Origin of the sequence: Dehalobacter sp. MCB1, assembly GCF_003590275.1 — a bacterium.
Classification (GTDB): Bacteria; Bacillota; Desulfitobacteriia; order Desulfitobacteriales; family Syntrophobotulaceae; genus Dehalobacter.
Window position 1 is genome coordinate 36,738 of the sequence record NZ_LXPC01000008.1, and the last position, 19,180, is coordinate 55,917.

Annotated in this window: 17 protein-coding genes and 1 riboswitch; of the genes, 14 read left to right on the forward strand and 3 right to left on the reverse strand. The window is 42.2% G+C overall.

The window, feature by feature from the left end; genetic code table 11:
* Positions 1-145: 145 nt before the first annotated feature.
* Entirely contained in the window at positions 146-1,402 is a 1,257-nt protein-coding gene (locus tag A7K50_RS04480; protein ID WP_119774794.1) for a malic enzyme-like NAD(P)-binding protein, read from the forward strand.
* Between the two features lie 323 nt (positions 1,403-1,725).
* Positions 1,726-4,302 carry an HD domain-containing phosphohydrolase gene (locus A7K50_RS04485; protein WP_119774795.1) on the forward strand — a complete coding sequence of 859 codons (2,577 nt, stop codon included), beginning with the start codon at positions 1,726-1,728 and terminating at the stop codon, positions 4,300-4,302.
* A 500-nt stretch (positions 4,303-4,802) separates the two neighbouring features.
* On the opposite strand, the gene A7K50_RS04495 is transcribed toward A7K50_RS04485, so the two are convergent.
* Positions 4,803-7,058, reverse strand: a complete 2,256-nt coding sequence (locus tag A7K50_RS04495; RefSeq protein ID WP_119774797.1) for a DEAD/DEAH box helicase — start codon at positions 7,056-7,058, stop codon at positions 4,803-4,805.
* Positions 7,059-7,199: 141 nt separating this feature from the next.
* Positions 7,200-7,487: a late competence development ComFB family protein gene (locus A7K50_RS04500; protein WP_019225747.1), complete on the reverse strand. Its 288-nt coding sequence runs from the start codon at positions 7,485-7,487 to the stop codon at positions 7,200-7,202.
* A 203-nt stretch (positions 7,488-7,690) separates the two neighbouring features.
* Here A7K50_RS04500 and A7K50_RS04505 point away from each other — a divergent pair, with 203 nt between their 5' ends.
* The 12 genes from A7K50_RS04505 to A7K50_RS04560 all read left to right on the forward strand — a co-directional run bounded on the left by A7K50_RS04505 (position 7,691) and on the right by A7K50_RS04560 (position 17,535).
* On the forward strand, positions 7,691-8,410 hold the full coding sequence (locus A7K50_RS04505; protein ID WP_119774798.1) for a demethylmenaquinone methyltransferase: 720 nt from the start codon (positions 7,691-7,693) through the stop codon (positions 8,408-8,410).
* A gap of 252 nt (positions 8,411-8,662) precedes the next feature.
* Positions 8,663-9,085 (forward strand): CBS domain-containing protein, encoded by a 423-nt coding sequence (locus tag A7K50_RS04510; RefSeq protein ID WP_119774799.1) that lies wholly within the window; start codon positions 8,663-8,665, stop codon positions 9,083-9,085.
* A 71-nt stretch (positions 9,086-9,156) separates the two neighbouring features.
* A riboswitch (TPP riboswitch) is annotated at positions 9,157-9,263 on the forward strand.
* A gap of 51 nt (positions 9,264-9,314) precedes the next feature.
* Positions 9,315-10,517 (forward strand): putative hydroxymethylpyrimidine transporter CytX, encoded by a 1,203-nt coding sequence (gene cytX / locus A7K50_RS04515; RefSeq protein WP_119774800.1) that lies wholly within the window; start codon positions 9,315-9,317, stop codon positions 10,515-10,517.
* A gap of 45 nt (positions 10,518-10,562) precedes the next feature.
* Positions 10,563-11,387, forward strand: coding sequence for a hydroxyethylthiazole kinase (gene thiM / locus A7K50_RS04520; protein WP_119774801.1), 825 nt, complete (start codon positions 10,563-10,565; stop codon positions 11,385-11,387).
* Positions 11,374-12,012 (forward strand): thiamine phosphate synthase, encoded by a 639-nt coding sequence (thiE, locus tag A7K50_RS04525; protein ID WP_119774802.1) that lies wholly within the window; start codon positions 11,374-11,376, stop codon positions 12,010-12,012. The genes thiM and thiE overlap by 14 nt, the downstream gene beginning before the upstream one ends.
* 61 nt (positions 12,013-12,073) lie before the next feature.
* Positions 12,074-12,853: a bifunctional hydroxymethylpyrimidine kinase/phosphomethylpyrimidine kinase gene (gene thiD / locus A7K50_RS04530; RefSeq protein WP_119774803.1), complete on the forward strand. Its 780-nt coding sequence runs from the start codon at positions 12,074-12,076 to the stop codon at positions 12,851-12,853.
* Positions 12,854-12,969: 116 nt separating this feature from the next.
* Positions 12,970-13,596 (forward strand): YigZ family protein, encoded by a 627-nt coding sequence (locus A7K50_RS04535; protein ID WP_119774804.1) that lies wholly within the window; start codon positions 12,970-12,972, stop codon positions 13,594-13,596.
* Between the two features lie 393 nt (positions 13,597-13,989).
* Complete coding sequence (locus tag A7K50_RS04540) at positions 13,990-14,490, forward strand: TadE/TadG family type IV pilus assembly protein (protein WP_119774805.1); 501 nt, start codon at positions 13,990-13,992, stop codon at positions 14,488-14,490.
* A gap of 4 nt (positions 14,491-14,494) precedes the next feature.
* Entirely contained in the window at positions 14,495-15,037 is a 543-nt protein-coding gene (locus tag A7K50_RS04545) for a TadE family protein (RefSeq protein WP_119774934.1), read from the forward strand.
* Positions 15,038-15,075: 38 nt separating this feature from the next.
* The gene (locus tag A7K50_RS04550) at positions 15,076-15,558 is read left to right on the forward strand and encodes a Tad domain-containing protein (RefSeq protein ID WP_119774806.1); all 483 of its coding nucleotides are present in this window, start codon (positions 15,076-15,078) and stop codon (positions 15,556-15,558) included.
* A gap of 146 nt (positions 15,559-15,704) precedes the next feature.
* A complete protein-coding gene (locus A7K50_RS04555; RefSeq protein WP_119774807.1) occupies positions 15,705-16,709 on the forward strand; it encodes an acyltransferase family protein in 1,005 nt (334 codons plus the stop codon).
* 151 nt (positions 16,710-16,860) lie between these two features.
* Positions 16,861-17,535, forward strand: coding sequence for an HAD family hydrolase (locus A7K50_RS04560; RefSeq protein ID WP_282432369.1), 675 nt, complete (start codon positions 16,861-16,863; stop codon positions 17,533-17,535).
* A gap of 239 nt (positions 17,536-17,774) precedes the next feature.
* On the opposite strand, the gene A7K50_RS04565 is transcribed toward A7K50_RS04560, so the two are convergent.
* Positions 17,775-19,166, reverse strand: a complete 1,392-nt coding sequence (locus A7K50_RS04565; RefSeq protein ID WP_119774809.1) for an FAD-dependent protein — start codon at positions 19,164-19,166, stop codon at positions 17,775-17,777.
* Positions 19,167-19,180 lie beyond the last annotated feature (14 nt).

Sequence of the window (19,180 nt, forward strand, 5' to 3'; positions counted from 1 at the left end):
TAATTTAACGAAACGCTTTCATAATTTGTTTACATAAGCAATGTGTCAAATAACGACAATGTATTACTTAAAAAAGCATACTGAATAAAAAAGACTTAAGCCAAAAATAAAACGAAAAAAACCACAAAGTGAGAGGAAGATGTGAATGTCCCGGATTAAAAACCTGCGTGAAGAGGCTTTAGCGTTTCACGCCGTAAGGCCTGGTAAACTTGAAGTAAAAGTAACGGTTCCTGCCAATGACAGGGACGATTTGACGCTCGCCTATTCCCCAGGAGTGGCTGATCCTGTGAAAGAAATTGCAAAAGATTTAGCGAATCTCGATGTTTACACCAATCATGCCAACTATGTCTGTATCGTTTCCGATGGAACAGCCATTCTCGGACTTGGCAACCTTGGCCCAGCAGCGGCTATGCCTGTCATGGAAGGAAAAGCCCTTCTGTTTAAAGCCTTTGCCGACGTTGATGCATTCCCCATTTGTGTAAATACGAATGATATTGATAAAATTGTTGAGCTTGTCGAGTTAATGGCCCCGACCTTTGGCGGTGTTAACCTTGAGGACATTAAAGCTCCCGAATGTTTTGAAATTGAAGGAAAGTTAAAAGCCCGCAATAATTTTAAAGGCCCGATCTTCCATGATGATCAGCATGGAACGGCTGTCGTTACCTTGGCGGGTCTTTTTAATGCGCTGAAGGTTGTCGGCAAGAGTATAGATGAAATCAAAGTTGTAACGAACGGCGCCGGAGCTGCCGGGATTGCAATTATCAAGCTGATGATGAGTATGGGACTGAAGAACGTTATTATGTGCGATACCAAAGGTGCGATTTATAAGGGACGCCCTGAAGGTATGAATAAATATAAGGACGAAATCGCTGAAAAGACAAATTATGAAATGTGCACAGGCAGCCTCAGAGATGCGATCAAGGGTGCGGACGTCTTTATTGGCGTATCAGCTCCAGATTCCATTGACGAAGAGATGATTAAATCCATGGCCAAAGATCCGATCGTCTTTGCTCAGGCCAATCCGATCCCGGAAATCTGGCCGATTAAAAGAGCTCTCGATGCCGGTGCTGCTGTTATCTCGACCGGACGCTCCGACGTTATCAATCAGATCAACAACGTCCTGGCTTTCCCGGGAATGTTCCGCGGTGCGATTGATGTTCGCGCGACCGATATCAACGATGCGATGAAGATCGCTGCCGCCCAGGCCATTGCCGACTGCGTCAAACCGGAAGAATTATGTGCTGACTACATTATCCCAAGTGCCTTTAATCCCGAAGTTGCCGCTGCTGTCGCAGCCGCAACAGCTAGAGCGGCAATTGAATCCGGTATTGCCAGAAATCCGATTGATCCTGCCTTAGTGGCAGAAAATCTGAAGAAGAGACTGGCGAATCAATATAAGTAGGATTTGCGAATAAAAGTACTAAAGTATCAATAAGAAATCAAAAAAGCTTCAGATAATAAAGCCGCCGACAGATTTTGTCGGCAGCTTTAATTTTAATCAATAAATACAATGTAATTTACCTAATATATTCAAATAATTTATCTGAAATATTCAACATTGTAATCAATGAAATATGTCGAATTTTTTATATTAATAGAATATAATGAAAAAAATAGGTAGCTATCGGCATGTGGAGAAATCAGGAATTCATGGTGAGGAAGTTAAAAGACCGGCGCATTATATTTTTGCATGTCGCTTAGACATGTAAGGAAGAGAGATATTTCATGAATGATAACTTCTATAAGCAAATAGTCCAAGAATCCCCAATAGGGTATGCTTATCACAGAATCATATGTAAGGATGACGGGATCCCTTGCGATTATGAATTTATAGAAGTAAATTCTGCATTTGAAACCTTCACGGGATTAAAGGGCTCAGAGATAATCGGTAAAAAGATTACCGATATTTTAAAAGATATTCGTGACAATGCATTTGACTGGATAACATACTATGGCGAAATAGCGATCAATGGCGGGAAAAAGGAATTTGAACAGTTCTCAGAATCGTTAAACAGATGGTATAGAGTCAATGTGTATTCTCCTGAGAAGTATTATTTCATTACGCTTTTTATCGATATATCTGCACAGCAGCAGCAGCTCATGGATATTATCGAATTTCTTCCGGACGCCACTCTTGCTGTAAATAAGGATAAGCAAATCATCATCTGGAACAAAGCGATTGAGAAAATGACAGGTATCCCTGCATCAGAGATGATTGGCAAAGGTGACTACGCCTATTCTATTCCATTTTATGGCCAGGCTAGGCCGCAGCTAATGGATTTGGTCTTTACGGATAGTGAAGAAATTAAGACCCAATATTTCAACCTTACCTCTCAAGAAAATAATTATATGGCGGAAGCGTTTTGTCCTGCCCTTTACAATAAGGGATCTTGGGTTTCTATCAAGGTATCTCCCCTGCACGATCTGTCGGGTAACATTATTGGTGCGATTGAGAGTATTCGCGACATCAACGAAAATAAGCAGGCAGAGGCTACAATGAAATTTAAGACGGCTTTTCTTGAGGCACAGACAAACGCATCCCTGGACGGAATATTGGTTGTTGATGAGAATCATACAAGGATGCTTACTAATCACCGAATGTTTGAGCTGTTCAATGTCCCCCAATATATTATTGATGACGAAGATGATACTTTACTGCTTAAGCATGTTGTTAGCTTGACCAGGGATCCTGAACGATTTTTAGAAAAAGTGACATATCTTTATGATCACATCAACGAGACTAGCCGTGACGAGATTGAATTAAAAAGCGGGATGATTCTGGACAGACATTCTGCGCCTGTGATGGACAAGGAAGGGAAATACTATGGGAGGATATGGACTTTTCGCGATATCACCGACCGCAGAAGGCTTGAAACAGCTCTTGCAAAGGAAAAAAATCTTTTAGAAACAACGCTGATTTCTGTGGGAGACGGAGTCATTTCCACGGATGATAAAGGTAATATTGTATTTATTAATAGGGTTGCGGAATTCTTAACAGGATGGACGCAAGATGAGGCAAGAGGAGAACCATATGAAGAAGTATTTAATATTATTAATGAGATTACCAGAAGTAAGTGCAAAAACATAATTAAAAAAGTACTTGAAAGCGGAAAGACCATCGAATCGGCTAACCATACCATATTGATTTCAAAAGACGGTACTGAGCGGTTTATTGAAGACAGTGCCGCACCTATTGTGCAAGAAAACGGAGAAATCATAGGTGTGGTCTTAGTATTCAGAGATTTTTCCGAGAAAAAACAAAAAATGGAAGAAATTAAATACTTGAGTTATCATGATCAACTTACCGGACTGTATAACCGAAGATTTTACGAAGAAGAATTAAAGAGACTCGATACAGAAAGAAATCTTCCGCTAACCATTGTGATGGGTGATGTCAACGGATTAAAACTTATTAATGATTCCTTTGGGCATGCCATGGGCGATAAGCTTTTAAAAAAAGTGGCTAAAGTACTGAGGAAGGGATGCCGTGCTGACGAGATCGTTGCTAGGCTAGGCGGGGACGAATTTATTATTCTATTGCCGAAAACGGATGCGATTGAAACGGAGAAAATACTCACCCGGATCAGGGACCTTTCCTCAGGAGAAAAAGCTGGATCTATTGATATTTCGATTTCCTTTGGGTATAAAACAAAGATAAGTAAGGAAGAAGATATCCAGGAGATACTAAAAAATACGGAAGATCAGATGTATAGGCACAAACTCTCCGACAGCATGAGCACGAGGAGTAAAACAATAGACCTGATTATGAATACGCTATATGAAAAAAGCAGTAGGGAAATGTTACATTCGAAAAGGGTTGGAGAAATCTGTGCGGCGATTGCAACAAAGATGCATTTTGATAAAAATGATATCAGCCAGGTTAGAATAGCCGGATTGATGCATGATATAGGGAAAATAGGAATTGACGAAAAAATCCTGAATAAGCCTCGGCAATTAAATCAGGATGAATGGAATGAAATCATGAGACACTCTGAAATAGGCTACCGGATATTAAGCTCAGTCAATGAATTTTCGGAGATAGCCAATTTTGTTCTCGAGCATCATGAAAGGTGGGGAGGACAAGGATACCCCAGGGGCATTAAAGGGGAAGAGATTTCATTACAAGCAAGGATTATAGCCATTGCTGACGCGTATGATGCGATGACAGTTGAAAGATCATATAGAAAAGCATTAAGTAATGAAGAAGCGATCAATGAAATATTACAATGTTCCGGCACACAGTTTGATCCGCAGATTGTCAGCGTATTCATTGAAAAGGTCATAGGCAAGAACTTAATCTGAAGTCCCGGAAACTCGAAATTTTATGAGGAGGTCATAGTAGTAACAAGGCCCTTTCCGTTTCGACAAACTTAGAAACAATATGAAACTATTTGACCAAGGAATTTAAAGCAAAAAAGAGAATATCTCTAACGTTAGCGTAAAGCCTTTTTCTGAATGACTTATGACAATGCGTTGTCACGGTTGGCGACCAGATCGCCTGGAACAGAAAAAAGGCCCAAGTCAGGACAGGAAGATTGAAAGGAGGTATGTCAGGCGGTCAGGAAGTACTTAAGCGGCTGGGAGTAATTAATAGCAGTAAACGAGCAATTTCTTGCAGGAGTGGTATTTGGCTGAATACCGCTGGTCCTAAGAACCTGAACGTCGGGCAGTCAATCTTCAGAATTGGTTTGGTTAGGAAAGATTCAAAATTAAAAAGGTCTGCCTGAGGTTAATCCGGTCGGAAATGGCAGACTCAACAAAAGGAGCCCTAAAATGGCTCCTCTTTTTGACGGAAAAACGTTTCAATTTAATTCTTGGATCGAAGCCTCATCTCTGTCCAGTTTTTTGATACAGGCGCTGAAGCGTTCTCTTAGTGAGTGGTCTGTTACGGCTTCCCGCATCTGGCGCAGTAAATCGATGGTCCGCCTTAAGACCGCGATAATATCTCCTTCATCCAGGGTGCAGAGTTGCTGAAGCTCGATTAATGCAGCACCTTTGCTCCAATGATACGCAAGGACGGCCGCTCTGGATTCAAAGCGCACAGCGTCAGGCCCGCAGATGCTCTGAATATAATTCATCATTTCCCTGACAGGCTTAAAATCAATCTGGTCAAACTTCTGGAAATACTCATTACGTTTGCTTTCGTAATCAATACAGGAAATCAGCGCGGTCAGCTGCTCATCATCCAACTGTTCGATGATCCCTGAGTAAATCAATTCGGTTACCAGGATTTCCTGTACATAAATATATCTGGCGAGCTCCCCCCGCGGCAAAAGCATGTCATTTTCAATATAACCCATTTGCTGCAGCAGGGCTTTTTTTCTTTCAAATTCGGAATTAAAGGTGTTGTAATCCGGCATTGAGAACAATTGATTTTTGAGATTTGAAATTTCTTTTTCAAGGTTGATCCACTTTCCGGCGAAGGATTTACAGCTATCGTTTTGTTTTCTGGTACATTTCTGGGGAGCAGTCTTAAGGATCTTCTCCCATTTCATAATTTTTCGGTACATCTGACGACCGAAAATCTTATTGCGGCGTCGCGGGTCCAATTTGTCAAAGGCTTTATGAAGCCTGTCCAATTCTTTCTTTTTCGGGTAGTAATTCAGCGGACACCGATAGGTCCCGACATGCTCACAGAGGTTCTCTTTGGCTTGGGCTGATTGCTCGGACAGAAGACGAATCTCTTCTTCCGTTTTCTGAGCGGTCAAGATATAGGAATGAGCAGCAAAACTTTTTTTGAAATAGGTTTCAATTTGCTCCGACGATAATGTTGCCAGGAGATTCAAAACTGTATTATAGGAAAGTCGGAACTGACTGGTCAACGGTTCTAACTTGGCAATATCAAATTTTACCGGCGGTTCTTTTTCAAAGTAATTCAAATCAACAATCGCAAAGGAATAACCGATCTCGTCAATACCGCGTCGGCCGGCTCTGCCGGACATCTGAAAAAATTCGTGGTTTGCCAGAGCCCTGAAGCTGCGTCCGTCGTATTTGTTTAGAGAATCAAAGCAAACGGCCTTGACAGGGTAGTTGATCCCGACACTGAAGGTCTCGGTACAGTACAGAACGGAGATCGTCTTCGCCAGAAAAAGGTCCTCTACGACGGATTTCTGCAAAGGCAGCAGCCCGGCATGGTGATAGGCAATACCTTTCCGGCAGACTCTGAATAACTTGCGTGTGGAAGAGGACCAAGTATCTTCAGAACCAAAATGCTCCAAAAAGATGTTTTTCACTTCTTTGCTTTGTTCCGGCGACAGGTAGTTTTTGATATTGGCCAGTTCATGCGCTTTATCGGCACATTGCTTTCTGCTGAATACAAAATAGAGGGTAGGAAGATATTGTTTCTCAACAGTTTTGATCAGGTCAAGATGTGACGTAGGTTTAAACAGCGGGGAATTATCGGTTCTGTCCGTGGATTTAAGCTTCTGATAATAGAACCTGATCAGGTCATCATAGCCGATGATACCGGTGTCCTGACAGAAATAATAATATTCCAGAGGAACAACCCTTTGCTGTTCCTCGATCAAGACAACGGTGTCTTTGCGGATGTCCTCAATCCAGCCCTTCAGTTCCGCGGCATTGGCAATTGTGGCACTTAAGCCCAGAATCTTAATGTTTGGCAGAGCAAGAATGATGGATTCTTCCCAGACTGTACCTCTGTCCTCATCATTGAGCCAGTGAATTTCGTCAAAGATAATATAGGAAACGTGCTCCAGTTCAGGATCATTGGTAATGACCTGATTACGGAAGATCTCTGTGGTCATGATCAGCAACGGGGCGCCAGGATTGATCACAACATCCCCGGTCATGATCCCGACGGTCTCGCTGCCAAATTGGCGGGAAAAATCTTTAAATTTCTGGTTGCTTAACGCTTTTATCGGTGCTGTATAAATAATCCGTTTGCTTTCCCGAATCGATTTTTCAACCAGATAATCTGCGACCATTGTTTTCCCTGTTCCGGTAGGAGCTGAAACAATGACGGAATGTCCCTGATTAATTGCTTCAATCGCATCCATTTGAAATTGATCGAGCTTAAGTCCCTGATACTCGGAAATCATGCTGATCACCTGCTTTATTATGAAGTCGCAATCATTGTAACAGAGTAAATAACGATAATCAAATCCATACCCATACAAAAGCAAAAACGCCTCATATTATTTGAAGCGCCTTTGCGACTGTCAATCAATCCCTTAGCAGGTTTATTCTTCTTTCTGGTCAAGCGGATGGGACGGGAAAGCCGCAACTATCTGGGCAGCACCAACGACTTCTGCCAAGACTCGGGCTTTGTCCGGAAACATTTGTGATTCAAAGTGCGTCATGACTTCGCCTTTTAAGGAAACATAATATCTCGGGGGGAAGCGGTTTAGTACAAAAGCCATTATGTCGGCCTGACACCGTTCGCATTTGCAAGGGATATTGGCGACGGGCAGATAATCTTCCAATGTTTTCTTCACAATGACTTCACTAAAATTTTTTAGTTCATACATTCGTCTTATCCTCCCTGGAAAAAGATGCTTACCCTATTTTAACATATCAGGCCAGAGGGTAAAAGAACCCCGCAGGATTTCGAAAAAGTTTTCAGGTATGGATGTTTGCTTTTTATCGTATCATTAAAATTGGACAATTTGGGCTGATTATCATATGATAGTACTGACCGTATACCGGGCAAGATGGTACAAGGAGAGAGAAAATGGATTTTGAAGGTAAAGAAAAATCAGAATACGTTAAAGAAACGTTTAACGCAATTGCCGGGAAATATGATCTGATGAATTCCCTGATGAGTATGGGGATGGATAATTCCTGGAGGGCCAAAGCAGTCAGAATCGTCGAGGCTAAACCTGGAATGAAGATGATTGACCTATGCTGCGGGACCAGTAAGCTTACAAGGGAGATTGCTGCCGCCGTCGGGGATTCCGGTCGGGTTACAGGGGTGGATTTTTCAGAAGAAATGCTGGCTGTCGGCCGGAAAAATATCGAAAATGACCGGTATAAAGCGAGCATCGAGCTTTTGCAGGGTGATGCGATGAGCCTGCCTTTTACCGATAACAGTTTTGACGGAGCAACCGTTGGCTGGGGGCTCAGGAATCTTCCCGATCTTCGCCGCGGAATCCGGGAAATGATTCGTGTTGTCAAACCTGGTTCCATGGTCGTATCTCTGGATATGGGAAAGCCGACCATACCGGTTTTCAAACAGCTTTACTGGCTGTATTTTGAGAAGATCGTTCCGTGGCTGGGAAAAGTCCACGGCGGAAAACAAAAAGAATACACGTATCTTTTTGATTCGGCCTGTGAATTTGAATCTCAGCGACAGCTCGCCCAGATCTTTGCTGAATGCGGACTTCAGGATACGGGATATAAAAATCTTGTCGGCGGTGTCGTGGCGATCGTGTATGGCCGAAAACCAAAATGAATCAAATGCATCAATAAAAAATAATGAATTATATAAATAGATAACATTAGACAACAATAATACAGTCAATAAAATATAAATTATCCCCAGTCAATCGGGGATAATTTTTATTTTTACAACAAAGGATAATACAGATAATCGTTTTCCATTTAATCGGGATCAACATTTTGGAAGGGATTATTTGCTGACATAATTCATTCGTTTCAGTGAAAGACTAGTGCTGAAATATTAAAAACGGAGGTGTTTTTTTATATGCGGGTCATGGATATTATGTCAACGGACGTAAGCTGGGTGGACCCGGCAACCAAGGTTCCAGATATAGCCAAAATGATGAGGGATAAAGATATTGGTGCGGTACCGGTCGTTCAGGCAGGAAGAGTATTGGGGATTATAACTGACCGGGATATTGTGCTGAGAGTCATCGCTTCGGACAAGGATGTCAAGCAGGCGACGGCAGAACAGTGCATGACAGCAGATCCAATCTGTATCGATGGAACGCAGGATATCGATACTGTGGCAGAAGTCATGGCAGAATACCAGGTAAAACGTCTTCCGGTGCTGAAACAGGGGCAAATTGTCGGGGTGATCGCCTTAGGTGACCTTGCGATCGAAAATATTCATATCAATGAAGCCGGAGAAGCTCTAAATGGCATATCACGAGGGATCAGCCATTAAGGAAACAGCTTTTGTCGTAAAATAAAGATTCTTTGATTGACACATTTAAGAAAAGGTTGTAAACTGAAAAAAATTAATCACAGGGGAGCTTGTGTGTGCAGGCTGAGAGGAACCAAAAGGCTTCGACCCTTAACCTGATTTGGATAATGCCAACGTAGGGAGAACACTTCGATTATGAGTGGGATATGCTTTACAGGGCATATCCCATTACATTTTTATGGGAGGTTTTATGAATGAAAAAAAACTATCATTTTTAAGCGGCTCTCTTTTGTGGTTTGGTGCTGCCATTTCAATCACGGAGATTTTAACGGGCGCCTTGCTTGCGCCGCTTGGTCTCAGACTTGGTGTGGCTGCAATTGTATCAGGGCATTTCATTGGCTGTATATTATTGTACTTAACTGGACTTATCGGTGCTAAAAGTAAAAGGTCGGCGATGGAAAGCGTAGAACTCTCTTTTGGCAGATTTGGTTCGGTCTTCTTTTCTTTTTTAAATATTTTGCAGCTGGTCGGTTGGACAGCGATTATGATTTTAAGCGGAGCGAACGCACTTGGCTCGGTTGCCAATGATAAACTTGGCTTAGCGGGAAATATGCTTTGGTGCGTATTGATTGGACTTCTAATAGTCATATGGATCCTGGCAGGACTCCAAAATATTGGCAGGCTGAACATCGTTGCGGTTGGCGCACTTTTTATTCTGACTGCAATTCTTGGTGTTATTGTCTTTAAAGGTGGAGTTCTTTTAAAAACAAATGAGATCATGAGTTTCGGTCTGGCACTTGAATTGTCTATTGCGATGCCGGTATCGTGGCTTCCACTTATCTCCGACTACACCAAAAATACGGATCGACCTGTTCAATTTACCTTTGTGAGCACGATGAGCTATTTTTTAGGAAGCTGTTCGATGTATGTAATTGGCTTGGGAGCGGCTATTTTCACAGGCAGTTCTGATGTGGTGCAGATACTTATGAATGCAGGGTTGGGTATTGCCGCCATGTTGATTGTGATTCTTTCTACGGTCACCACGACATTTCTTGATGTCTATTCTGCAAGTGAAAGCATGCTGAATATCCGGCCAAAATGGAACGGCAAAGCAACAGGTATTGCTGTTTGTATTATCGGAACGCTGATTGCCATGTATACGCCGATCGAACAATATGAAAACTTTTTAACTCTAATCGGATCTGTTTTCGTACCAATGGCAGCAATTTTTATCACTGATTATTTTATCCTGAAAAAGCGTGATGACGTAAAAAAGCTCAATTTGGTAAACTCTTGTCTTTGGATTGTGGGTTTTATTATTTACAGATTCTTTCTCAATATCGATACAGTTCTTGGAAGCACAGTACCTGTAGTTCTGATTATGATGTGTTTATGTATCCTTACAAATAAAATGGGCATCACAAATAATCGCAATATCAATAAACAAAAATAACATTACAAATTAGCGAACAAAGAATAGAAAAGAAGGTAAGGGAAAATGTTTAAGCAAATATTAGGAAATGTCAATTCAAATGTGCCGCTTGTCCATGCTATCACCAATTATGTTACAGTCAACGACTGTGCGAATATTATCCTGGCCAGCGGGGGTTCTCCGATTATGGCAGATGATATAGCCGAAGCCGGCGAAATCACCTCGATTTGTTCCGCCCTTATTATAAATATCGGGACCCTGAATGAAAGAACCATAAAATCTATGATTACAGCGGGGAAAAAGGCTAATGAGCTTAAGGTTCCTGTAATCTTAGACCCTGTGGGGGCAGGGGCTTCGGCCTTGCGTAATGAAACAATATTTACACTTTTGAAAGAAGTAAATTTTGCTGTAATCCGAGGGAACATATCGGAAATCAAATTTATTGCTTCGGGAAGCAGTAATGCACAGGGGGTTGATGCCTCAGCCTCTGATGCAGTCACAGCAGATAGCCTGGACAGCGTGGTTGCCTTGGCCCAAGAGCTGTCCAAAGCTACAGGGGCGGTCATTGCAATTACAGGAGCAACCGACATTGTTGCGGACAGTAAAAAGGCTTATATCATTAATAACGGTCACCCCATGATGAGTCGTGTAACCGGAACGGGTTGTATGCTTACAGCCGTGATTGGAAGCTTTGTCGGTGCGAACAAAGCACATGTTCTGGAGGCAACGGCTACGGCTGTGGCCGCCATGGGGCTTTGCGGAGAGCTTGCCTACCAAAGGCTTTGTGAGCTTGACGGCGGCACGAACACGTTTAGAATGCTGCTTATCGATTATATGAGCAAAATTAATGCCGATCTCTTAAAGGACGGTGCCAAAATTGAAAGTAGATAAAAACTCCGTGCTTTTGTATGTTGTCACTGATAGGACCTGGCTTAACGGCAATAAACTTGAAAATCAGGTTGAAGAGATTATCAAAACAGGCGCAACGTTTATTCAGCTTCGTGAAAAGGAGCTTGGCTTTGAAAGTTTTGTAAGAGAAGGTAAAATAGTAAAAGAAATAACTGATAAGTACAACATTCCGTTTGTGATTAACGACAATATTGATGTTGCACTTGCAGTTGATGCAGACGGTGTTCATGTCGGACAAAATGATAGGAATTCAAGGGATGTGCGCATGCTGATTGGAAAAGACAAAATTCTCGGTGTCTCTGTCGAAACAGTTGAGCAGGCCATTCTTGCTGAAAGTCAGGGAGCTGATTATCTTGGTGTTGGTGCGGTATTTTCAACTTCAACCAAAGAGGATGCTGCGGATGTTCCGCTGGAAACACTCCGAACGATTTGCTCCTCGGTCAGCATTCCTGTTGTGGCGATAGGCGGAATCAATGAAAACAATCTTTTACAGTTGAGAGGTAGTGGGGTTAGCGGCGTTGCGATAATATCCGCAATATTCGCCAAACCGGATGTCGCTTCAGCAACCCGAAAACTGCTCTTGCTTGCAAAAGATTTGATAAAATAGACAGAATATTAAGTGATAATTCCGATGTGAATAACGAAATGATTTTTTTGGGGGGAATGGTATGAAAAAAGTACTGACAATTGCTGGCTCCGATTGCAGTGGTGGCGCAGGTATTCAGGCAGATATTAAAACGATCACTGCGCATAAAGTTTATGCCATGAGTGCAGTCACAGCGCTGACGGCGCAGAATACAACCGGCGTTTTTGGCGTCTTGGAAGCATCCCCCGCGTTTGTCGGACAACAACTAGACTGTATATTTACCGATATTTTTCCTGATGCAATTAAAATTGGGATGGTTTCCAACAGTCAAATTATTGCCATCATTGTTGAGAAATTGAAACAGTATCATGCTAAGAATATTGTTGTTGACCCGGTGATGATTTCAACCAGCGGAGACAGGCTTTTAAACGAAGATGCCATGGAGGCTGTTCTAAAGAAACTTCTGCCTATCGCAGACGTCATAACCCCAAATATTCCTGAAGCAGAGGCGCTGTGTGAAATGAAAATTCTGGGCACAGAGGACATGCTTTATGCAGCACAAAAAATAGCAAAAGTACTGAAAGGCGGCGTTCTTCTTAAAGGCGGCCATCTTGCAGACACAGCAGATGATCTGCTTTTTGCGGACGGAAAGGTAATCTGGGTCAAGGGTGAAAGAATCAAGAATTCGAATACTCATGGAACCGGATGTACGCTTTCTTCAGCCATTGCCTGTAATCTGGCTTTCGGATATTCCATAGAGGAAAGTGTGAAAAAGGCAAAAGAATATATTACGGGGGCCTTAAAAGACGGACTTAATTTAGGCAAGGGAAGCGGACCGCTCAATCACTGCTTTGGATTTTGAACAGTAATAGGACACATTCTCTAGAATCTGTGTTATATTAAAGCATGACATCTGACCAAACCAACTTGAAGTTAGGTTAGATGCTAAGCTAATGATGCTAATGGTGGGGACGAGAAGTGGAAGCATTTAAAACAATCACGGGAGAAGCAGAGGCCGAACAAGTCATTGAAAAGTCAAGGTTTATTGCGTTAGTAAAATATATCGAAATTGCAGCAGAAGCCGAAAAAAATATAAAGGAAATCCGGGAAATTCTTCCTAATGCCCGCCATTACGTTTACGCTTACCGTATTCACGAAGGCAGGATTGAGAAAGCCTCAGATGACGGTGAACCGCAGGGTACGGGGGGAAGGCCGGTCATGGAACTGCTCCAACACCGGCAGCTCTGGAACGTCCAGATTATTGTTGTCCGTTATTTCGGCGGCATTCTGCTTGGTACCGGTGGACTTACAAGAGCCTATGGCGGAACAGCCCGCCTTGCATTGGAGAACACAGCGATTGTCCAGCTTGTTCCGCACCAGATCTATGTACTCCGGATTCCGTACTCCTGGTTTGAACAGGTTCGGCACGGCCTGAAGCAAAAAGGCACGGAAAGCGGCAATGAACAGTTTAGTGAAGAAATTGATCTTGAAGTATATATCCGGGATGGAGATCAGGATACTTTTATCGGCTGGCTGGGTGAATTCACCAACGGACAGGTGTCCTGGAAGAATGCTGGGACTGTATTAAAGCCAGTTAGCGTATAGAAAATAATCAGGTAAATTTGCCGGCATTGCTCATTTCTTCGCCTTTGCGATACAAAAATTTTTCTCGGAGGTTTACATGAATTAGTATTGATAAGGTACGAGAGACCCTCGGGGCCTTTTTTTTACGCAAAATATGTAGGTACTGAAAACGCATGGATTAATCTACTGGTACTATTGGGAAACAGAAATAGTCCGAAAGTATCAATTTCTTGTAGAAGACATCATTTCGACAAATTTCCTCTTGAGGGTCTGAGTTTTTATAGATAGAATCCATATAAAACCAAATGTAAAATGATTGTAAACAGAACGTAAATATATTGTAAAAAAGAGCAAGGCTTAACAAATACCTACATATGGCAGCAGCTGATTATATTGATGCTGGGTGGTAAAAATATGAAAATCAGAGAATTTATAAGTTTAAGAAAAATACAGGAATGCAAAAAAGGTCAGGCTATGGTCGAATTTGCACTGGTTTTGCCTATCTTACTACTATTTTTTGGTTTTATTCTGGATGCCGGACGAATTGTCGATGCGCAAGTATTGGTACAGAGTGCAGCAAATGAGGGAATCCGGCAAGTTACCAGCAAGACAAATATCAATGAACAAGTTAAAAATTCCATCAGTGATTATACAGACAGATTGGATTTCGATCAGTTAACCATTGAGGCCAAAGCTGGAGAAACAAAACGGAAGAATTATACGTATCATGCGAACAAAGGATCTCGGTTTCAAGAATTACCAAGCTATTATACATATTTTAACGCGACAGTAACCTTGGAATATGATGTACCGGTGCTTATGCCGCAGTCAAAATTGTTTTTTGGTGATGAATTTAGGGTATTGTCAACATTTACTTCACAGGTGTTTTTAGAGGGGTATCCTGAGGATGGTTAGAGATATGGAACAGATACGTTTGAAGGGAAGGGTATTCAATTTGATGCGCATGCTAAAAAATGAAAATGGACAGGCACTTGTTGAATTTGCCCTGGTACTTCCTTTATTTCTAATGTTAACGTTTGCTGTGATAGATTTAGGGTGGATGATGAATAAGTATCTTACTTTTGATTATGCTTATCGCAATGCGTCTTGGACAATGAGTATAAGCTATGATAGTGATTATTCCCAAACAATCAGTGGAGAATCTGCCAAAAAAGCAATAAAAGAGGCGATGGAAAAGACATCGTCGCTGATTGATGAGGAAGATTTGTCTGTGAGTGATGCCAAGTTAAAATGTTGGACTGAAAAGAAAGACTACTACACGCCCAAAAGTGGCGGCGGTACGGATCAAAATACAAAAAAATGGAGATATGCGCAGATCACAGCCAGTTTAGTTTATACAGTTGAACCGTTGACCCCGGTAGGAAGAGTGATATTCGGAGAACAGTTGACATTTACGAAAAACCTTAAAAAAAATCGACTGATTATGACAAAAGAAGGTTAGCAAATCAAAGCGTGTTAGGTCAGAAAGTAGGTGGCAATATGCCTAGAAACGTTTGCTTGCCGATGTGTAAACTGTTAAAAAATAAAGATGGAAATATCACAATTCTATTTGCTGTCCTGTTAATTGTATTGTTCGGCTTTACAGGACTTGTTGTGGATATTGGCGGGATGTACTTAAATCGTTTACACTTGTTTGAGGTTGGACAAATAATCAGAGATGCGCGTTTTAATGAAACATTGGCGATCGATCATTCGGAAAATCCTGAAGCAACGCTCAATGATATTGCCGACACCTATGCAATATTAAATGGACTGGATGAAAGCCAGGTAAGCGTAGATTATTATCAGACAAAACTGACGGAAACAGAACGGAATTACGAATTGGATATTAATCTTACAGATACCTATGATTGCGTATTTATAAAAATTTTCGGTATTGATACCCAAACAATTAATGTGACCATACATGGAACCAGTACAGCTGCAAAATCACCCCGAATATGGGCTCCAGGCAGAAAGTAGTCTGAAAAATGAGGCCCCCTGTTCCAATCAGGGGGAATTTTTTTAGGCTTAAATCAAAAATCTTGGGATTATTAAAAAAATGAATGATATAATCAGAACATATGAAATCGGTTAAACATTAGGATAAGAAAGGAACAGGCCAGAGGATGAATCAAAGAGATCCGTACTTCGATAACCTGAAATTCATGCTGATTGTTTTGGTGGTTGTCGGTCATATGATTGAACCGCTCATCTATATTCCAATCTTCAAATCCATTTATGCGTTCATTTATTCATTTCATATGCCGCTGTTTGTTTTTATTTCCGGCTATTTTGCCAAGAATATTGATGATCCGAAATATGAGATAAAAATTATCAGCAAACTGGTAATACCCTATGTTATTTTCGAAATAATCTATTCCATTTTTGACTTTTGGATTTTCCATAAGGAAAGCCTGCATTTTACTTTTTTTACACCGTACTGGATTATGTGGTTTTTATTCAGCATGATTATTTGGAAAGCGGCACTGCCTTATGTGGTCAAGATCAGATATGCGCTGCCTGTTACATTTCTTTTCGGCCTTATTGCCGGATATACGGGTGAGCTGGGTTACTACGCGAGTCTGTCGCGGATTGTTGTTTTCTTTCCGTTTTTCCTGGCAGGCTTTTATTTTGAGAAAAAGCATCTGGAAAAGCTGTTGACGAGAAATTGGCGCTTCGCTGCTGTCGGTGTTATGCTGCTAGCTTTTCTGGCCTTCTGTTATTTTGGTCAGAATTATACCGTTTCGTGGTTTTATGGAAGCGCATCTTATCAGGCGCTAGGCGATACGGAATGGTTTGCAGGATTTTACCGAGCGGGTATTTACCTGCTGGCTGTAGTTTTAGGCTTAGGCGTGATGCTGCTGGTGCCTGGCAGGAAGATTCCTCTGGTTTCAGCGTTGGGGCGCAATACGATGTATACGTATCTGCTTCACGGCTTGATCGTGAAGGCCCTTGTTGCCTACGGGTTTTATCAGATTTTACAGACAGGACCGCAGCGAGCGCTGGTAATCATACTTGGGGCAGCGCTGGCAATCATCCTGGCCTTGAACGGAATCAAAAATTTGTTTAAATGGATGGTTGAACCCAAGGTGTCTTTTCTTTTTAAGGAGAACAGCAAACGAAATATTTGAAGACTACATATCGGCGAATATGAGAGAAGTCAAATAATTGATTAATAAATATTTATTGAATTAGAAAATCTCCTTCGGGATACAACTATACGGTTGGTTCTTTGGTGTATTAGAAAGTATTCGTACAATCAAGGAGGGGATTAGCATAGGAATCAAGCTTGCTGTATTTGATATTGACGGCACCCTGGCACCAACGGACGATCCGATTCCTGCCCAGGTAGCCTGTAAATTAAGATCGCTGGAACGTCAGGGGATCAGAATTGTTTTTATTTCCGGTCGGACGGCTTCCTATCTGGCGGGATTGGCCAGGGGAATTGGGATCTGTCAACCTTTGGTTGCAGGAGAAAACGGCGGCGTTATTTTTGAGCCGCTGCGTAAATGGGAGAAAAAGCTTGAAGCTATTCCGCACCAGATAGGTGAAGAAATGAAGCAAGACCTTCTAAAAAGATTTCCGGATCTTTGGTTCCAGCCTAATCAGACGATGCTGACTGCAGCACCTAAGAATTTAGCAAGGATTAATTCACTGCATCAGGCAGCACAAGCTCTGGAAACGGTGAAGAAAAACCATTATAAAATCAATAAATATGATGATTGTGTGGAAATCATGCCTAATCAAAACAGCAAGGGGCGGGCCCTTGCTGTCATCAAAGATATTCTTGATATTTGCAGTGAGGAAGTTATTGTATTCGGAAATACGATTGTCGATTTGCCAATGAAAGACGAAACAAAGGACTTCCTTATGATCGGGGATACCGCCAGAGCCGAAGGCATCTGCAACTACCCGAATTTTGATGAAGCGTTCGGCTATCTCGAAAGCCGTCTATAGTTTATACGATTTCTAGTACATTGGCCTTTAATAATTTGACAAATTATATTCATTCGGGTCTGGTCTGCGCGCCACATTCCGCTCTCGGCAGATAGCGCCCTCCCTGGCGCTAACAGCCGCGCTCCGCATCCATGCTCCGCTTGCGCCGGAACTGTGGCGCGCAGACCCAGCATGAAGGTTTAAATGTCCAGTTATTTAGAGAACGGTATACTAGTATGCGGTGGGACAAAACTCTGCTGTCAACTAAGCTTTTTTAGTATATTGCGGGCGGCGTAGATGCCGCTGGCTGCGGATTGGGACAGGGAGCGTGTAATTCCCGCACCGTCGCCGATCGCATAAAAATTCGGATATTTCGTTTCAAGTTGCTTATTTAGATGTGGTCTGGCGGAATAGAATTTCACTTCAACGCCGTACAGTAGCGTATCGTAATTTGCCGTGCCAGGTGCAATTTTATCCAGTTTATAGATCATTTCAATAATATTATCAAGATGGCGTTTGGGGAGGGCTAGACCGAGATCGCCGGCGTTCGCGGATTGCAAAGTGGGTTTGGTGAATGATTTCATCATTCTTTTTTCATTTGTCCGCCGGCCTTTTACCAGGTCACCAAAGCGCTGAACAATGACACCTTCGCCAAGCATGTTGGAAAGCGTGGCGATATATTTACCGTATTTTAAAGGCTCGTTGAACGGCGATGTAAATTTATTGCAGACTAGCAACGCAAAATTTGTATTGCTGCTGTTCAGTTTATCGTCGGAATAACTGTGGCCGTTTACGGTAAGTACGCCAACGGTATTTTCTGTGACAACATGTCCGCGTGGATTCATGCAGAAGGTTTTGACCAGGTCATTGTATTTCCGGGTGTAGTAATGCAGCTTGGCCTCGTAGACTTCATCGGTGATTTGACTAAACACTTCGTAAGGAAGCTCGACTCTGACGCCGAGATCAATTTGGTTGTTTGTCATTGGGATACTCATCTTCCTGCATAGTGAAGTAAACCACTCGCTTCCAACCCGGCCAACCGCGCAGACCAGACAGTCACAGGAATATTCACCACTGGCTGCGGACAGAATATACCTGTCTTGATCCTGGGAGATATCGGTGATTTCTGTCTTATGTCTGATTTCAATTTTTTCTTTCAAAAAGTTGAAGATATTGGCCATAATTTTAAGATTATTCTCAGTGCCGAGGTGTTTGACTTCGGCCTGGAGAAGATGAAGGTCATTTTGGAGTGCAATTTTCCCGATTTCGCGCGCTTTGGGAGTCTGAGTACTGAAACGTTTGGTCGTTGCGCCAAAGTTAACGAGAATGGAATCCATATACTCTATCAGATCCATGACATGGTCATTGGAAACATACTCATTCAGCCAGCCACCAAATTCGGTGGTAAAATTATATTTTCCATCAGAAAAGGAACCGCACCCTCCGAACCCCTCCATGATCGCACAGGTCGGGCAATTGGCACATTTCGCTGATTTGTTTTCGGTCAGGGGGCATTTTCGGTCGAATATATTGTTTCCTTTTTCAAAAATGCAGATATTAAGCCGAGGGTTGTGTTTGATCAGTTCATAGGCACACATTATGCCGGAAATTCCACCGCCGACAATACCGATATCATAATGTTTCATGATCATAGTCCTCTCATTTC